The 15,172-nt window shown below is 70.2% G+C and carries 13 protein-coding genes; 6 read left to right on the top strand and 7 right to left on the bottom strand.

The genetic code is table 11. The features are described 5' to 3' along the window. The first annotated feature begins 112 nt into the window (after positions 1 to 112). Positions 113 to 622, top strand: coding sequence for an FBP domain-containing protein (locus tag WH85_RS38815; RefSeq protein WP_045747141.1), 510 nt, complete (start codon positions 113 to 115; stop codon positions 620 to 622). Between the two features lie 188 nt (positions 623 to 810). Here the strand turns inward: WH85_RS38815 and WH85_RS38810 are convergent, their stop codons facing one another. Next, positions 811 to 1,584 (bottom strand): pectate lyase, encoded by a 774-nt coding sequence (locus WH85_RS38810; protein ID WP_045747140.1) that lies wholly within the window; start codon positions 1,582 to 1,584, stop codon positions 811 to 813. Positions 1,585 to 1,671: 87 nt separating this feature from the next. On the opposite strand from WH85_RS38810, the gene WH85_RS38805 reads away from it, so the two are divergent. Continuing rightward, positions 1,672 to 2,469 (top strand): isocitrate lyase/PEP mutase family protein, encoded by a 798-nt coding sequence (locus WH85_RS38805; RefSeq protein WP_045747149.1) that lies wholly within the window; start codon positions 1,672 to 1,674, stop codon positions 2,467 to 2,469. Between the two features lie 126 nt (positions 2,470 to 2,595). Here WH85_RS38805 and asnB read toward each other — a convergent pair whose 3' ends face one another. Then, positions 2,596 to 4,533 carry an asparagine synthase (glutamine-hydrolyzing) gene (asnB, locus tag WH85_RS38800; RefSeq protein ID WP_045747139.1) on the bottom strand — a complete coding sequence of 646 codons (1,938 nt, stop codon included), beginning with the start codon at positions 4,531 to 4,533 and terminating at the stop codon, positions 2,596 to 2,598. Positions 4,534 to 4,700: 167 nt separating this feature from the next. On the opposite strand from asnB, the gene WH85_RS38795 reads away from it, so the two are divergent. The 3 genes from WH85_RS38795 (at position 4,701) to WH85_RS38785 (ending at position 8,111) form a co-directional block, all read left to right on the top strand. Next, positions 4,701 to 5,411 carry a response regulator transcription factor gene (locus WH85_RS38795; RefSeq protein ID WP_211275583.1) on the top strand — a complete coding sequence of 237 codons (711 nt, stop codon included), beginning with the start codon at positions 4,701 to 4,703 and terminating at the stop codon, positions 5,409 to 5,411. Next, entirely contained in the window at positions 5,408 to 7,219 is a 1,812-nt protein-coding gene (locus WH85_RS38790) for a sensor histidine kinase (RefSeq protein ID WP_045747137.1), read from the top strand. Before WH85_RS38795 ends, WH85_RS38790 begins: the two co-directional genes overlap by 4 nt. Before the next feature lie 64 nt (positions 7,220 to 7,283). After that, positions 7,284 to 8,111, top strand: a complete 828-nt coding sequence (locus tag WH85_RS38785) for a serine hydrolase (RefSeq protein WP_045747136.1) — start codon at positions 7,284 to 7,286, stop codon at positions 8,109 to 8,111. Positions 8,112 to 8,115: 4 nt separating this feature from the next. Here WH85_RS38785 and WH85_RS38780 read toward each other — a convergent pair whose 3' ends face one another. Beyond that, positions 8,116 to 10,602 carry a DEAD/DEAH box helicase gene (locus WH85_RS38780; RefSeq protein ID WP_045747135.1) on the bottom strand — a complete coding sequence of 829 codons (2,487 nt, stop codon included), beginning with the start codon at positions 10,600 to 10,602 and terminating at the stop codon, positions 8,116 to 8,118. An 82-nt stretch (positions 10,603 to 10,684) separates the two neighbouring features. Here WH85_RS38780 and WH85_RS38775 point away from each other — a divergent pair, with 82 nt between their 5' ends. Next, positions 10,685 to 11,251, top strand: a complete 567-nt coding sequence (locus WH85_RS38775) for a DUF1707 SHOCT-like domain-containing protein (RefSeq protein ID WP_245674282.1) — start codon at positions 10,685 to 10,687, stop codon at positions 11,249 to 11,251. A 106-nt stretch (positions 11,252 to 11,357) separates the two neighbouring features. Here WH85_RS38775 and WH85_RS38770 read toward each other — a convergent pair whose 3' ends face one another. From WH85_RS38770 to WH85_RS38755, 4 genes are all read right to left on the bottom strand, one after another. Further along, on the bottom strand, positions 11,358 to 11,867 hold the full coding sequence (locus WH85_RS38770; protein ID WP_045747133.1) for a response regulator transcription factor: 510 nt from the start codon (positions 11,865 to 11,867) through the stop codon (positions 11,358 to 11,360). A 256-nt stretch (positions 11,868 to 12,123) separates the two neighbouring features. Beyond that, on the bottom strand, positions 12,124 to 13,404 hold the full coding sequence (locus WH85_RS38765; protein WP_045747132.1) for an ABC transporter permease: 1,281 nt from the start codon (positions 13,402 to 13,404) through the stop codon (positions 12,124 to 12,126). Further along, positions 13,401 to 14,093: an ABC transporter ATP-binding protein gene (locus WH85_RS38760; RefSeq protein ID WP_045747131.1), complete on the bottom strand. Its 693-nt coding sequence runs from the start codon at positions 14,091 to 14,093 to the stop codon at positions 13,401 to 13,403. The genes WH85_RS38765 and WH85_RS38760 overlap by 4 nt, the downstream gene beginning before the upstream one ends. Next, positions 14,090 to 15,082, bottom strand: coding sequence for an efflux RND transporter periplasmic adaptor subunit (locus tag WH85_RS38755; RefSeq protein ID WP_245674281.1), 993 nt, complete (start codon positions 15,080 to 15,082; stop codon positions 14,090 to 14,092). The genes WH85_RS38760 and WH85_RS38755 overlap by 4 nt, the downstream gene beginning before the upstream one ends. Positions 15,083 to 15,172 lie beyond the last annotated feature (90 nt).

Below are 15,172 nucleotides of genomic sequence, written 5' to 3'. Positions count from 1 at the left end.
GCGCCGGGCCCTCACCATGCCCACAAAACCGCAGCAAGAAGACGCATCGAATTCATCGAACGGCGGCTATGAATCGGCGTCTAAATGAAAGACCGAGGCTAGGTTGACGCGCATGCGACCACTCGACGAGAAGGAGATCCGCGACTCCTTCATCAACTGCACCAAGGGCGAGGCGACCCGGATCAGGCTCCCGGCCGGTTTCGCCACCGGCGAGACCCCCTGGGACGACCTGGACTTCCTCGGCTGGACCGACCCGGCAGCGCCACTGCGCGCGCTGCTGGTCGTGCCGGGCGCGGACGGTCCCACCGGCCTCGTGCTGCGCCGCCCGGAGAGCACGAAGACCAGTGCCCTGCGATCCAGCATGTGCCAGGTCTGCCTGACCGAGCACGCCGCGTCCGGGGTGGCGCTGTTCGTGGCGCCGCTCGCCGGCCCGTCCGGCCGCAAGGGCAACACCGTCGGTCAGTACCTCTGCGCCGACCTGGCCTGCTCGCTCTACCTGCGGGGCAAGCGCAAGCCGCGGATGCGCCTGGTCCGCCGCGAGGAGACCCTCACCCTGCCGGAACGCATCGACCGGTCCCTGCGCAACCTGTCCGCCTTCACCGACCGCGTGTCGGCCGGCTGACCATGCGGGAGGAGACCCGCCGATGACCGGCACACCGAGTGACCACACAAGACGAAGCCCCGCCCACCGCAGACGCGGAAGGCGGGGCTTCTCCGTCGGGGACGGCCGCGCCGCGGCCGGGGCGGGGCCGCCGGTCACGCGTACCGGTGAGAGAGCGTGACCGGCAGTCCCGCCCCGACCATGACGGGTCAGGGACCGGTGACCCCGGTGGCGACGCACGCCTCGCCGTCCGGGCCGGAGCCGATCTTCGTGGGCTCCTCGCCGGTGTCGTTGCCCTCGAACAGGTCGCACAGGCTGATGTCGTCGCCGACCAGGGTGACGCCGTCGATGGTCAGCTTGTCGCCGAGGTTGACGTTGATACCGGCCAGGGTGTTGCCGGGGGCGGTGGCGACGATGTTCTCGATGCTGACCGTGCGGGCCGCCTGGGTGGAGCAGTTGCCGCAGGACCGGTAGAGCTTGCCGAAGTCGGAGACCTCGAAGTTGCGGATCGTCACCGAGCCGCCGGCACCCCGGTTGTCCTGGAACACCTTGTCGGAGGCGGAGGCCGCGCTGCCGCCGTCGATGACGACCGTCGCGTCCTCGCCGCGGAACGTGGCCGCGTCCTCGCCGACGTCCTCCCAGTGCACGTTGGTCAGGGTGCAGCTGCCCGCGCAGTGCACGCCGTCGGCGGCCGGGCTGCCCAGGATCACGTTGCTCAGGGTGGCGCCGTCGGCGAGTTCGAAGAGCGCGTCCTGGCCCTCGGCCTGACCGCCGTCGCCGAGGTCACCGCCGCCGATGAAACGCTTGTTCGCGCCGTCGAACACACCGGAGACCTCGATGCTCGCGGTCACGACCTGTTCGCCGGTGGCCGGGGGTACCTCGGCCGCGGACGAGAAGTTGGTGAAGGCCACCGCCGCGCCCACACCGACCACGGCGACCGCCGCGACGATCAGTCTTCCTCTGGCGCGCTTGAATCCGGACATCACTGGGCCTTCCGGTCGAGGGGGGCTTGCTCCGTCGAGGAATGACACGGACAGAAGACCGACTCCGGTTCACCTAAAGTGGCGACCATGACGGCGACGAGGTTCCGCGAACTGCACGAGTCCGGCACGTTTCTGCTGCCCAACGCCTGGGACACGGGTTCCGCGAAAATTCTGGAAAGTCTGGGATTCGCCGCGATCGCCACGACCTCGTCCGGTTTCGCCGCCACCCTCGGCAAACGGGACCAGGCGGTGACCCGCGACGAACTGGTGGCGCACGTGGCGCTGATGACCGCCGCGGTGTCGATCCCGGTCAGCGTGGACGCCGAGCGGGGTTACGCCGAGACCCCGGAGGGCGTCGCCGAGACGGCCGGCCTGCTGGCGGAGGCGGGCGCCGCGGGGCTCTCCATCGAGGACTACGACCCGGTGGGCGCCCGGATCGACGAGCTGCCCCGGGCGGTCGAGCGGGTGGCCGCGGCCGCCGGACGGGGGCTGGTGCTGACCGCCCGCGCCGAGAACCACCTCTACGGCATCGACGATCTCGACGACACGATCGCGCGGCTGGTCGCGTTCCGCCAGGCGGGCGCGGACGTCCTCTACGCCCCGGGACTGAGCGAACCGGCCGACATCACCCGGGTCGTCGAGGCGGTCGGGGCGCCGGTGAACGTGCTGACCGTGCCGGGCGCGCCGAGCGTCCCGGAACTGGCGGCGCTGGGGGTGCGGCGGGTCTCCACCGGCGGTGCGCTGGCCTGGGCGGCCTACGGCGCGCTGCGCGACGCCGCCCGCGAACTGCAGGTCACCGGCACCACGGGCTTCCGCAAGGGCGCGCTGTCCGCGACGGAGATCAGCGCCGCCTTCGGCGATCGACCTGTGACGGGTACGCCGTGAAGCAGTCCCGTCGGCCCCGGTCGCGTCAGGCCCCGGACCGGCTGACGATGCCACCTCCACAGCGGATGGCAGGAGTCGTGCGCAACTGCCGCCGCCGGGGGCGGGGAGACCCCCGGCGGCGCGATCTCAGCCCAGCAGGGCGGTCTCGCGCATCGACCGGCGGTACGCGGCACGCTCCGGGATCCGCGGCTGCTGCACGGTGATCGTCTTCTCGACGTGGATGGCGTGCCACAGGCAGAACATGGCCACCGTCCAGACCTTGCGGGACCGGTCGGCGACGCCGGCGCGGTGCTCGGCGAGCAGGCCGCGGGCGTACCCCAGGTCGAGCAGGTGACCGGTCTGCGAGGTGGCGAGCAGGTGGTCCACCCAGTCACCGATCATGCCCTTGAGCCAGACCCGGGTCGGGGTCGGGAAGCCCAGCTTCTTGGCCTCGCGGACCGACTCGGGGACGATGCCGCGCATCGCCTCCCGCAGCGCGTGCTTGGTGGCGATGCTGCCGGAGGGCAACTTCATCTCGGTGGGCAGGCCCGCGGCGGCCGCGTAGACCTGCTGGTCGAGGAAGGGCACCCGCAGTTCGATGCTGTGCGCCATCGACATCCGGTCGGCCTTGCACAGGATGTCGCCGGGCAGCCAGGTGTGCAGGTCGACGTACTGCATCGAGGCGACGTCGTCGACGTCCGCGGTCTCGGCGTACAGGTGCGCGGTGATGTCGGTGTGCGGCTGCGCCGTGTAGCGCATCAGCCGCGACTTCTCCTCCGGGTCGAAGATCCGGGCGTTGCCGTAGTAGCGCTGCTCGATCGGGGTGGTGCCGCGCTCCAGGAACGACCGTCCCCGGACCCCCTCGGGCAGCACCTCGGCCAGCTTGTGCAGGCTGCGCTTCATGCCCGGCGGCAGCTTCTCGACACCGGCCAGCGACAGCGGCTCGCGGTAGATGGTGTACCCGCCGAACAACTCGTCCGAGCCCTCACCGGAGAGCACCACGGTGACGTGCTGCGACGCGGTGCGGGCCAGGAAGTAGAGCGGGATCAGCGACGGGTCGGCGATCGGGTCGTCGAGCAGCTGGGTGATGCGCGGCAGCGCGTCCAGCACGTCCTCGTCGCTGACCACGGTCGGGGTCAGCCGGATGCCGAGCTGGTCGGCGGTGTGCTGGGCGATGTCGATCTCGGAGTAGCCCTGGGCGGCGAACCCGGCGGTGAAGGCGTGCAGGTCCGGCTTCTCCCGGGCGGCCAGCGCGGCGATCGCCGACGAGTCGACACCACTGGACAGGAAGGTGCCGACCGGCACGTCCGCGTGCAGGTGCTTCTTGACGCTCGCGGTCAGCGCATCCCGGATGGCGGCCTGGGCCATCTCCGGCTCCAGGCGCAGCGGCCGCAGCGACGGGCGGAACCAGCGGTGCTCGCGGACGCCACCGCCGGCGGTCCAGATCAGACGGTGACCCGGGGGCAGCCGGCGGATGTGCCGGTGCAGGGTCAGCGGGTCCGGCACGAACTGGAAGGTCAGGTAGTGGGCGACGGCGTCGGTGTTCAGCGCCGCACCGGCCGGCGCGGCGAACGCGTCGAGGCACTTGCGCTCGCTGGACAGGAACAGGCCGTCGGCGGTCTCCAGCACGTACAGCGGCTTGATGCCGAACGCGTCCCGGGCGGCGTGCAGGGTCCCGGTGCGGTGGTCGAACGCGACGAACGCGAACATGCCCCGCATCCGCGGCAGGGCCGCCTCACCCCAGTAGTGGAAGGCCGCGGCCAGCACCTCGCTGTCGCCCTCGGTGGCGAACACCGCGCCGTGCTCGCGGATCAGGTCGGCCCGCAGCTCCCGGTAGTTGTAGATCTCCCCGTTGAAGACCACGGTCCAGCGATCGGCGTACCGCAGCGGCTGCACCGAGTGGTCACGGTCGATGATCGCGAGGCGCTTGAAACCGAACGCGTACCCGTCGCCGTACTCGATCTGGGTGTCGTCCGGTCCACGATGGTGGATGCTCTCCAGCGCGGCGGCGAACGCCGCCTGCGTCTCGGCGTCCGGAGGTCCGGCGACGGACCGGCTGCTGACGAACACGCTCAGGCCGCACATGTTGGCCTCCTCTGGTCCTGCGGGGGTGGGTGAAGCGGACCGAACATAGGCACCGGGTTGTGAAGAACCTGTGCGGAAGCTTGGGGGATTGCTGTGCGGCACGAATCGGGGACCGGATCTTCACGGGTTCCTGACATTTCTTGGTCGACTGGACCCGGTCGGCAAGAATGCGAAACGTGACCGCCCGCATCCTTGTCGCCGATGACGACCCCAAGCACGCCCAGCTGATCCGTCTCTACCTCGAACGCGAGGGCCACCAGGTTCTCACCGTGAGTGACGGCAGGGCGGCTCTGGAGCAGGCCCGGGCCCGCCGGCCGGACCTGCTGGTGCTGGACTGGATGATGCCGATCGTCGACGGCCTGGACGTCTGCCGGATCCTGCGCGCCGAGTCCGACGCCGCGCTCGCCCAGGTGGCGATCCTGCTGGTGACCGCCCGCTCGGCGGAGAACGACATGCTGCTCGGCCTGGACATCGGGGCCGACGACTACCTGAGCAAACCGGTCAGCCCGCGGGAGCTCACCGCCCGGGTCCGCGCCCTGCTGCGCCGGGCCCGCAGCGGCAGCACGGAGACCTCGGAGATCCTGCGGGTCGGCGAACTCGAGGTGGATCCCCCGCGGTTCGAGGTCCGGGTGAACGGCGAGCCGGTGCCGCTGACCGCCAAGGAGTTCGGCATCCTGGAACTGCTGGCCCGCGAGCCGGGACGGGTCTTCACCCGCGGCCAGATCATCGACAAGACGTTCGGCTTCGAGAACGACGTCTCGGAACGGACCGTCGACGCGCACGTGGTCAACCTGCGCCGCAAGATCGAGCGCAACCCGGCCGATCCGCGTTACGTGCAGACCGTGTACGGGAGGGGATACCGGATGGCCGAGCAGTGAGCTTCCGGCTCCGGATCTTCCTGCTGGTCCTGGTGGTGGCGACCACCGCGATCGGCGCCACCGCCTGGCTGACGCTGAGTCTGACGTCACGCGAGGTGACCCGGGTCGATCAGGCGCGCGAACGGCACGAGGCGGAGATCCTGAACGGGATCCGCGACTTCGGCACCCGCAACGGCCGCTGGAACGGCCTGGACACGGTGGTCGCCGGGCTCTCCGCCCGGACCGGCCTGCACATCCGGGTGGTCGCCGAGGACAGCGAGGTGCTCGCCGACTCGGACAACCTGGAGAAGCGCGCCGCCGGCCCGGTGCAGCTGCTGCCCCGCAGGGTCGACCCGGCGCCGGCGCTCGACGGGTGGATCTGGGAGGACGCGATCACCCGCTCGCAGGCGGCGCTGCAGCGGATCCTGGACAACCCGCGGCCCACCACGAAGCCCACATCCAAGGAGGCGCAGCGCAAGACGCAACTCGCGGCGATGCCGTCGCTGCCGAAGGACCTGTTCGCGGCCGCGCCCCGGACCGGGGAGTTCACCGACCCGGGAGCCCGCGCCCTGTTCCAGGCGGCGCAGTACAAGGCGGCCCTGGTCGCGATCCGGTGCGCGCAGGACAACGGCCTCACCGGGGACGCCGCGCTGGGGCTGGACGTTCCGCCGTACCTCAGCGACACGCAGCGCGGCGACGCCGGCCCGTGCCTGGCCCGGGCCTCCTCCAGCGTGCGCGCCGACCGGGCGTTCCTGCGCACCGCGTGGCTGCAGGTGGCCGGCTGCACGTTCGGCGCGGTCGCCTACGGCGAATGCCTGAACAGCGGCTTCAGCCAGGCCACCGCGGCCACCTCGGCGGTCCCCGTGGAGATCTACTTCGGGTCGCGGCAGGAGACCGACTTCACCGACCTGGGACGCCCGGCCGTGCTCGGCGCGATCGGCCTGGTCGCGGTCGCCTTCCTGGGCACCGCGTGGATAGCCCGCCGGGTCAGTCAGCCGCTGCGGGTGCTCACCCAGGCCTCGCTGCAACTCGCCGCGGGACGCCTGGAAGTGCGGGTGCCGGCCCGCGGCGACGGCGACGTGGCGAGGCTCTCCGCGTCGTTCAACGCGATGGCCGAAGCACTGCAACGCAGCGAGGAACGCCAGCAGCGGCTGATCGCCGACGTCGCCCACGAGTTGCGGACACCGCTGTCGAACCTGCGCGGCTACCTCGAGGGCCTGGCCGACGGGGTGATCGAGCCGAGTCCCGAGCTGTTCGCCTCCCTGCACGAGGAGACCCTGCTGCAGCGCCGGATCCTCGACGACCTGCAGGTGCTGGCCCAGGCCGAGGCCGGTGACCTGGGCTACTCGCCGGAACTGCTTGACCTGTCCGACATGGTGGCGACCACGGCCACCGCGCACGGGGCGGTCGCCGACACCGCCGGGATCCGCCTGACCGTCCATGCCCCCGAGCCGGTCGAGGTCTACGCCGACCCGGGACGGCTGCGGCAGGTGTTCAGCAACCTGCTCAGCAACGCCATCCGGTACACCGACGCGGGTGGCCAGGTGGAGATGACGGTCCACCGGGAAGGCCCGGACGCGGTGATGACGGTCCGCGACACCGGCGTCGGCATGACCGGCGACGAACTGGCCCGGGCCTTCGACAGGTTCTGGCGTGCCGACCCGGCCCGGCAGCGGGCCACCGGCGGTTCCGGGCTGGGCCTGACCATCGCCCGCCGGATCATCGCCGACCAGGGCGGCACCCTGGACGCGGTGAGCACCCCGGGAGTGGGCACCACGTTCACCGCCCGCCTCCCGACGATCACGAAATTGCCGGAACAGGCGCGGTGAGGGTCATCGCCGACGGCGATCGTCACGTACTCTTCCGTGCGCCCCGACGATGAGGAAGTCGCGAATGCTCCGCAGCAAACTGTTCGTCCCGATCGCCGCCGTGGTGGCCGTCCTCGCCGTGGCCGGCGCACTCATCCTGGCCGGTGTCCTGCCCCCGCTCACCGCCGAGGGCCGCCAGCAGTGGCGGCTGACGAACGCCCTCGACGACCTGGCCGAGACGTCCCCGGCGTTCGCCGTCGCCGTGCTCGACAAGGCGAACGACCGGGAGTTCTCCTACCACGGCTCGGACGGGTTCGACACCGCCAGCGCGGTGAAGGTGGCCGTGCTGGCCTGCGTGCTGCTGCACGCCCAGGACGACGACCGGACCCTGACCGACGAGGAACGCACCCGCGCCGACCGCATGATCAAAGCCAGCGACAACGAGGCCACCACGGCCCTCTTCGCGAGCGTCGGCGGCGCCGCCGGTCTCACCGCGTGCGACGAGCGGCTCGGCATGGAGGAGACCACCGTCGACGACGAGTGGGGCCTGACCACCACCACCGCCGACGACCAGGCCCGCCTGCTCGGCACCCTGGTGAACGACCAGAGCGAACTGACCGTCGAACGCCGGCAGTACCTCTTCGACCTGATGTCCGCGGTCAACGCCGACCAGGTCTGGGGTGTGCCGTCCGCGGCCCGCGACGGCGAACAGGCCCCGGTCAAGAACGGCTGGGACACCCGCGCCGACGACGGCGACCGCTGGGTGGTCAACACCCTGGGCCGGCTGGTCTCCGCGGACCGCACCACCAACGTCTCCGTGGTGGTGCTGTCACACGGCAACACGTCCAAGGAGGACGGCATCGCGCTCGTCGAGAAGATCGTCGCCGCGACGCGTACCCACCTGGAGTATTGAGGATCTACTGAGGGCCGACCGCCGTCACCTTCACGGCGGCGGTCCCGGCCTCGTCCGAGGCCTCCAGGTCGACGGTGGCCTCGATGCCCCAGTCGTGGTCACCCTCCGGGTCCTCGAAGACCTGACGGACCGTCCATACCGCCGGGCCCTGCTCGATGTGCAGGAACGCCGGACCGCGCGCCGCCGGGCCGGTGCCCAGCGAGTCGTACTCCTCGAAGTACTCGGTGATCGCCGCCTGCCAGCGTTCGGCGGTCCAGCCGTTCTCGGCGTCCAGCTCGGCGAGCAGATCCCAGCGGCGCAACGCGGCCAGCTCCACCCGGCGGAACATCGCGTTACGCACCAGCACCCGGAAGGCGCGGGTGTTACGGGTGACCGCGGGCGGCTTGTCGTCGATGCGGACCTCGACCTCCTCGCCGGTCGGATTCTGCAGCCGCGACCACTCGTCGAGCAGGCTGGAGTCGACCTGCCGGACCAGCTCACCGAGCCACTCGACCAGGTCGGTGAGCTCCTCGGTCCGGGCATCCTCCGGCACCGTCTGGCGCAGCGCCCGGTACGCGTCCGCGAGGTACCGCAGCACCAGTCCCTCCGACCGGGACAGGCCGTAGAACGACACGTACTCGGTGAAGGTCATCGCCCGCTCGTACATGTCGCGGACCACGGACTTCGGCTTGATCTCGTAGTCGGCGACCCACGGGTGCCCGCCCTGATACGTCTCGTACGCCGCCTCGAGCAGCTCCCGCAACGGCTGCGGCCAGGTCACGTCCTCGAGGAGCTGCATGCGTTCCTCGTATTCGATGCCCTCGGCCTTCATGGCGTTGACAGCCTCGCCCCGCGCCTTCTTACGCTGCTCGGAGACGATCTGCCGGGGATCCTCCAACGTCGACTCGATCACCGAGACGACGTCCAGCGGGTACTCCGGAGACTCCTTGTCGAGCAACTCCAGGCAGGCCAGCGCGAACGGCGACAGCGCCTGGTTGAGGGCGAAGTCCAGCTGCAGGTCGTCGACCAGCTTGTAGACGCCCTCGTCGGTGCGCTCGATGACACCACCGGCGATCAGGGCCCGCGCGATGGCGATGGCCCGCCGGATGTGCCGGCGCTGCGCGGGACGCTCCTCGTGGTTGTCGGTCAGCAGGTGCCGCATCGCCGCGAACGGGTCGGTGCCCCGGTTCATCACGTTCAGCAGCATCGCGTGCGACACCTGGAACGACGACGTCAACGGTTCCGGCTCGGCGTCCACCAGCCGGTCGAAGGTCGGCCGGCCCCAGCCGATGGTGCCCTCCGGCGGCTTCTTGCGGACCACCTTGCGGCGCTTCTTCGGGTCGTCACCGGCCTTCGCCAGGGCCCGCTCGTTGTCGATCACATGCTCGGGCGCCTGCACGATGACGGTGCCGATGGTGTCGTACCCGGCCCGGCCGGCCCGCCCGGCGATCTGGTGGAACTCGCGCGCCTTGAGCAGCCGGGTCTTCACCCCGTCGTACTTGGACAGGCCGGTGAACAGCACGGTGCGGATCGGCACGTTGATGCCGACGCCGAGGGTGTCCGTGCCACAGATGACCTTCAGGAGGCCGGCCTGCGCCAGGGTCTCCACCAGCCGGCGGTACTTCGGCAGCATGCCCGCGTGGTGCACACCGATGCCGTGCCGGACCAGGCGCGAGAGCGTACGCCCGAAACCGGCCGTGAACCGGAAGTTGCCGATCGCCGCGGCGATCTTCTCCTTCTCCTCGCGCGTGCACATGTTGATGCTCATCAGCGACTGCGCGCGTTCCAGGGCGGCCGCCTGGGTGAAGTGCACGATGTAGACCGGGGACTGCCGGGTGGAGAGGAGTTCCTCGATGGTCTCGTGCAGCGGCGTCATCGCGTACTCGAAAAGGAGCGGAACCGGACGCTCGGCGTTGGCGACCACCGCGGTCTGCCGCCCGGTACGCCGGGAGAGGTCGTCGACGAACCGCGTGGTGTCGCCGAGGGTGGCCGACATCAGCAGGAACTGCGCCTGCGGCAGCTCGATCAGCGGCACCTGCCACGCCCAGCCCCGGTCCGGCTCGGCGTAGAAGTGGAACTCGTCCATGACCACCTGGCCGACGTCGGCGTCGGCGCCCTCGCGCAACGCCAGGTTGGCCAGGATCTCCGCGGTGCAGCAGATGATCGGGGCGTCCGCGTTGACGCTGGCGTCACCGGTCAGCATGCCGACGTTCTTGGCCCCGAAGACCGCGCAGAGGGCGAAGAACTTCTCGCTGACCAGTGCCTTGATCGGCGCGGTGTAGAAGGTGGTGCGGTCGCCGGCCAGGGCGGCGAAGTGCGCGCCGACGGCGACCAGGCTCTTGCCCGAGCCGGTCGGGGTGTTGAGGATGACGTTCGCGCCGGTCGCGATCTCGATCAGCGCCTCCTCCTGATGCGGATAGAGCGTGATGCCCTGTTCCGTGACCCAGGTCTGGAAGGCGTCGAAGACGGCGTCGGGTTCAGCCGTGCCGGGAATGCGATCGGTCAGCGTCATGATCCCCCCAGTCTCGCAGCTCGCGCTTCGCCGAGCCCAGCAGGGGCACCGCTTGTGGCGTGTGAGGTTTAAGGTCTCTGGCGTGGGTGTTCCCGTGCCGGCGCCGATCTCCGACGGCGACCGCGAGAGAGTGGCCGAGCTGCTGCAGCACGCCTGCGGCGACGGCAGACTCACTCTTGAGGAGTTCAGTGTCCGCGTCGGCGACGTCTGGGCCGCCTCGACCGAGGTGGAGCTGGCGAAGGCCACCGAGGGCCTCGCCGCGACACCGGTGGTGACCTCGGCGCGCACGGTCGACTCGGTGGTCACCGTGTTCGGCGAGCGCAAACGGGTCGGCCGGTGGCGGCTGCGGTCGCAGCGCCTGAACACCTGGACGGTGTTCGGCTCGACAAAACTCGACCTGCGCAGCATGACGACCGGTGAACCGGTCGTGGAGATCGCCGGCGCGTGCGTCTTCGGCGAACTCAAGGTGTTCGTCCCGGAGGGTGTCGAGGTCGAGGTGAGCGGTGCGAGCGCGTTCAGCTCGGAACAGATCAGGCTGGCGGCGGTGCCACGGGTGCCCGGCACACCGGTGATCCGGATGCACGTGCATGCCTGGTTCTGTGCGGTCGAGGTGTTCTCCCTGCCGCCGAACGCGCCTCTGCCGGACTGACGCCTGGCCCCTGTTCACCCCGCCGCCTCCCCGACGGGATGAACCGGGATCTGTCAGGGACGTCTGGGGTCAGAGTTGCGCCTCGGCGGCCGTTGGCCGCCTCCACTCACCGGCCGTTGGCCGCCTCCACGATCTGCACTATCTGGTCCAGTGCCACCGACGGGTTGCCGTTGCTCTGCCGGGCGAGTTCCGCCACGTACTTGAGCACCTGTCGGCATCCTTCGCAGGCCTCGGCGGTGTTCTCCTCGGACGCCGGAGCCTTCTCCGCTATCCGCAGCAGGGCCGTCAGGTCGGCGATGGTGGTGCGCAGCCGGTCCGGATTGAGACCGCCGACGACGATCGGCTGCACGTTCGGGTCGTCGGGCTCGTCGGCAGCCCGCAACACCCCCATCCGGAACGCGATCGCGACCGCATGTGCCTGGTCACGCGCGCCCAGCTGTTGATAGAGGGTCTTCAGCCGGGACTTGACGGTGTTCGGAGAGATGTAGAGGCGGGCCGCCATCTCTCGTGCGGTCTCCCCGGCGGCAAGAGACTCGATCGTCTCCTGCAGGTGTGGGGCCAGAACTGGCCGGATCGCAACGGCACCAGTCTGGCTTCGATGCGTATGCACTGACATGAGTGGGAATGTAGATCTTTCCTTTTTGGACGGCTTCGCCCGCGATCAGTTCGCGACAGAGGATTGGCCCATTCCCATGCCTCAATCCTGCCAGAGTGTCGCCGCCGGTCACGCCCGGGGAGCATGACCGGCGGCGATTGTCGTTTCTGACGCGCTCAGGCTTTCCTCACACCCGCACCAGGGTGGCGATCTTTCCTCACGCCCGCATCACGGTGGCGATCTTTCCTCACGCCCGCATCACGGTGGCGATCTTTCCTCACGCCCGCATCACGGTGGCGATCGGGATGCCCGCCGCCCGGATGGCTGGAATGATGCCACCCAGCACGCCGGCGATCAGACCGGCGACGATCCCGGCCACGCCCGCGTCCACCGGGAACTCCACCCCCCGCAGGAGTGGCTCGGACGGCCCGAGAACCGTCACCACCGCCTTGAGGGCCGCGGCACTCACCCCGATCGCGATCGCCGACGTCAACAAGCCGGTGATCAACGTTTCGGCGAGCACGATCCCGGCCAGCAGACTCCGGGGCGTACCGACCGCCCGGCGCAGCGCGAACTCCTCGACCCGCTCACCGACCGTGGCCAGGCCGACGTTGAGGATGCCGGCCACACCGATCAGCAGCACCAGGCCGGCCATCGACAGGAACACCAGCCGCATCAGCTGGAGCTGCTCGGCCATGTCCTCCCGATTCTTGATCTCATCGACGTACGCGTCCTGGCCGATCGCCTTGAGCTTGCTGGTCAGCACCTGCTCGACCGGCGTGGTCCCGGCCAGCAGCACCTGCAGCTCACCGCTGTTCGGATCGGACAGCGAGGCGGTGCCCAGCCAGGTGCTCAGCTCGTCGAGACGCACGTACGCCGTCGGCATGTAGCCGCCGTCGTCGACCACGCCGACGAACTGCGGGGTGAGGTTGGCCGACGCCCCCTTGATCCGCATCTCGGCGGGCACCCGGTACTGCTCGAACGCCTCCGCGGCGTACTTGTTGAGAACCAGACGGGGCGCCATCATCGGCACCGTGGTGAAGTCCAGCCACTCGCCGCTGCTCTGCCGGTACGGCCGGAACTTCCGGACGTCCCCGGTCAGCGCCACCACCTGCATCTCGATGGCCTGCCCCTTGGGGCCGCCGGTGGTGATCTCGGTGCAGTTCCCCTGGTCGTCGCACTCCATCGGGACGCCCCAGTCCTCGCCGATCGGGCCGCCACCCTCGTTGACCGGCCGCACCCCGGGCTCGCCGACGATCGCCCGCGTGTTGAGCATGGCCACCGCGTCCGGGCGTCCGGTCACCGCGTCGAGCACGATCCGGGTCGACCGCTCCCCGGCCGGGACGCTCAGCTGCTTGGTGCCGTCCAGGCCCATCTGCAGCTCGATGTCGCCCATCGTGGCCTTCTCGGCGATGCTCGCCCCGGCCTGCACGATCACCACGGCCAGCACACCCAGGAACAGGCTGATCATGGAGAGCAGGGTGCGGGTCTTACGGGCCCGGATGCCCTGGAACCCGATGATCAGCGCGGAGCGTCCCCGCCCGGACAGCCGGATCACGCGTTCACCCGCTCGGTCAGCACGCCCTTGTCGAGATGGGCGATCCGGCCCATCCGGCCGGCGTGCGCCAGGTCGTGGGTGACCAGGATCAGACTGCACCCGCGGGTCGTCGCCGCCAGCAGCGCGTCGATCACCAGGGTGCCGGTCTCGGTGTCCAGCGCGCCGGTCGGCTCGTCGGCCAGCAGGATCTGCGGCTCGCGGACCAGCGCCCGGGCGATCGCCACCCGCTGCTGCTCACCACCGGACATCCGGGACGGCCGGTTCTTGGCCAGGTGCGCGATCTCGACCTGCTCCAGGGCCTGCATGACCCGGGCCCGGCGTTCCCGGCGAGGCAGCCAGCCCTGCCCGTTGACCAGCGCCATCGCCACGTTCTGCGCCGCGGTCAGATGCTTGAGCAGGAAGAACCGCTGGAACACGAAGCCGTAGTGCGAACTGCGCAGTTTCGCCGCCTTGCCCTCCGGCAGCCGGCTGATGTCCCGCCCGGCCAGCGCGTAACTGCCCTGGTCGGCCCGGTCGAACAGGCCCAGCACGCTGAGCAGCGTGCTCTTGCCGGAACCGGACCGGCCCACGATGGCCAGGCTCTCCCCGGCATGCACCCGCAGGTCGACACCGTCCAGGATGGTCCGTGGCTCCTTCTGCCCCTTGAGCACCTTGGTGATGCCCTGAAGCTCGATGATCGGGCTGGTCACCCGGTGCCCTCCTGCGTCTCCGCCTCCGGGGCGGGCAGGTTCGGTCCCGGCACGGCGATGGTCTCGGTGCCGGTCAGACCCTTCTTGATCTCGACGACCTTGCCGTCGGACATGCCCAGGACGACATCCACCGTCTTACGGGTCCGCTCCTCGCCGACCACGACGTCGACCTTGCCCTTGCCCTGCGAGCCCGCGACCGCCTCGACCGGCAGCACCATCGCCTTCTCCACCGTGCCGGTGACCACGTCCAGGGTCACGTCGGTGCCGTTGATCATCTTGATCTTCTTCGGCGCCTTGCAGACCAGCTGCATGCCGGTCGCCTCCGAACCGCTGCCGGCGGCGGACTCACTCTCGGGCTCCTCCACCGGGGGAGCCGCGGAAGCGCCACCGGCCGGCTTCGTCGCGGTCGCCGTCGGCTCCGGCGCCGGGATGCTGCCGGCCGGCATGGCCGCGATCGACCCGATCGCCGTACACGAGAACGGACCCGGACCGTCCTTGATCTGCGCCTTGACCGACTCGATGGCACCGGAGATCCGGTAGGCCTGCGCACTGTCGATGGTCGCCACGATCCCGTAACCGACGTGCCGCGCCGACACCACCGGCATGCCCTCGGTCACCGTCGACTTCTCCGCCATCAGACGCCCGGCCATGATCGACCCCTTCGGGATCGACACCCGGTGCTGCGCCCCGCCCTTCCACACCGTCGCCACCCACACCGGCTGGGTGGCCGCGGTGGTCTGCGGCGCCCGCTGCATCCACCGCAACTCGCCGTCGTGCGGCGCCCCGATGCCGAACACCGGATCGATGGTCACCTTGCCGGACAGGCTGATCTGGTTCGTCAGGTCCTGCCGGGTGGGAGTCACCGTGGTCAACACCGTGCCACGCGCCTCCAGCCCCGGCGTCTGCGCTTCCTCGGCGGTCGAAGTGCACCCGGCCAGCATCACCACCGAGGCGGCTACCGCGCCCACACCGTGCCTGCGTCTGCCCACCCGTTCCCCACTTCCGATCGTCGGATGCCGATCGGGCGGAGATCACCCTGTGATCAAACTGTGGATCGGCGCGGGAGACGGTACCGGAGA

It is taken from the genome of Actinoplanes rectilineatus, from assembly GCF_000962825.1.
Taxonomy (GTDB): Bacteria; Actinomycetota; Actinomycetes; order Mycobacteriales; family Micromonosporaceae; genus Actinoplanes; species Actinoplanes rectilineatus.
Note: the sequence above shows the minus strand (reverse complement) of the source record. Positions and strands in the feature narration are given on the sequence as shown.

Bases quoted from the DNA above. Each gene is read 5' to 3' on its own strand.
- WH85_RS38815 (WP_045747141.1), top strand. From the start codon at position 113: ATGCGACCACTCGACGAGAAGGAGATCCGCGACTCCTTCATCAACTGC.
- WH85_RS38810 (WP_045747140.1), bottom strand. From the start codon at position 1,584: ATGTCCGGATTCAAGCGCGCCAGAGGAAGACTGATCGTCGCGGCGGTC.
- WH85_RS38805 (WP_045747149.1), top strand. From the start codon at position 1,672: ATGACGGCGACGAGGTTCCGCGAACTGCACGAGTCCGGCACGTTTCTG.
- asnB (WP_045747139.1), bottom strand. From the start codon at position 4,533: ATGTGCGGCCTGAGCGTGTTCGTCAGCAGCCGGTCCGTCGCCGGACCT.
- WH85_RS38795 (WP_211275583.1), top strand. From the start codon at position 4,701: ATGCGAAACGTGACCGCCCGCATCCTTGTCGCCGATGACGACCCCAAG.
- WH85_RS38785 (WP_045747136.1), top strand. From the start codon at position 7,284: ATGCTCCGCAGCAAACTGTTCGTCCCGATCGCCGCCGTGGTGGCCGTC.
- WH85_RS38780 (WP_045747135.1), bottom strand. From the start codon at position 10,602: ATGACGCTGACCGATCGCATTCCCGGCACGGCTGAACCCGACGCCGTC.
- WH85_RS38770 (WP_045747133.1), bottom strand. From the start codon at position 11,867: ATGTCAGTGCATACGCATCGAAGCCAGACTGGTGCCGTTGCGATCCGG.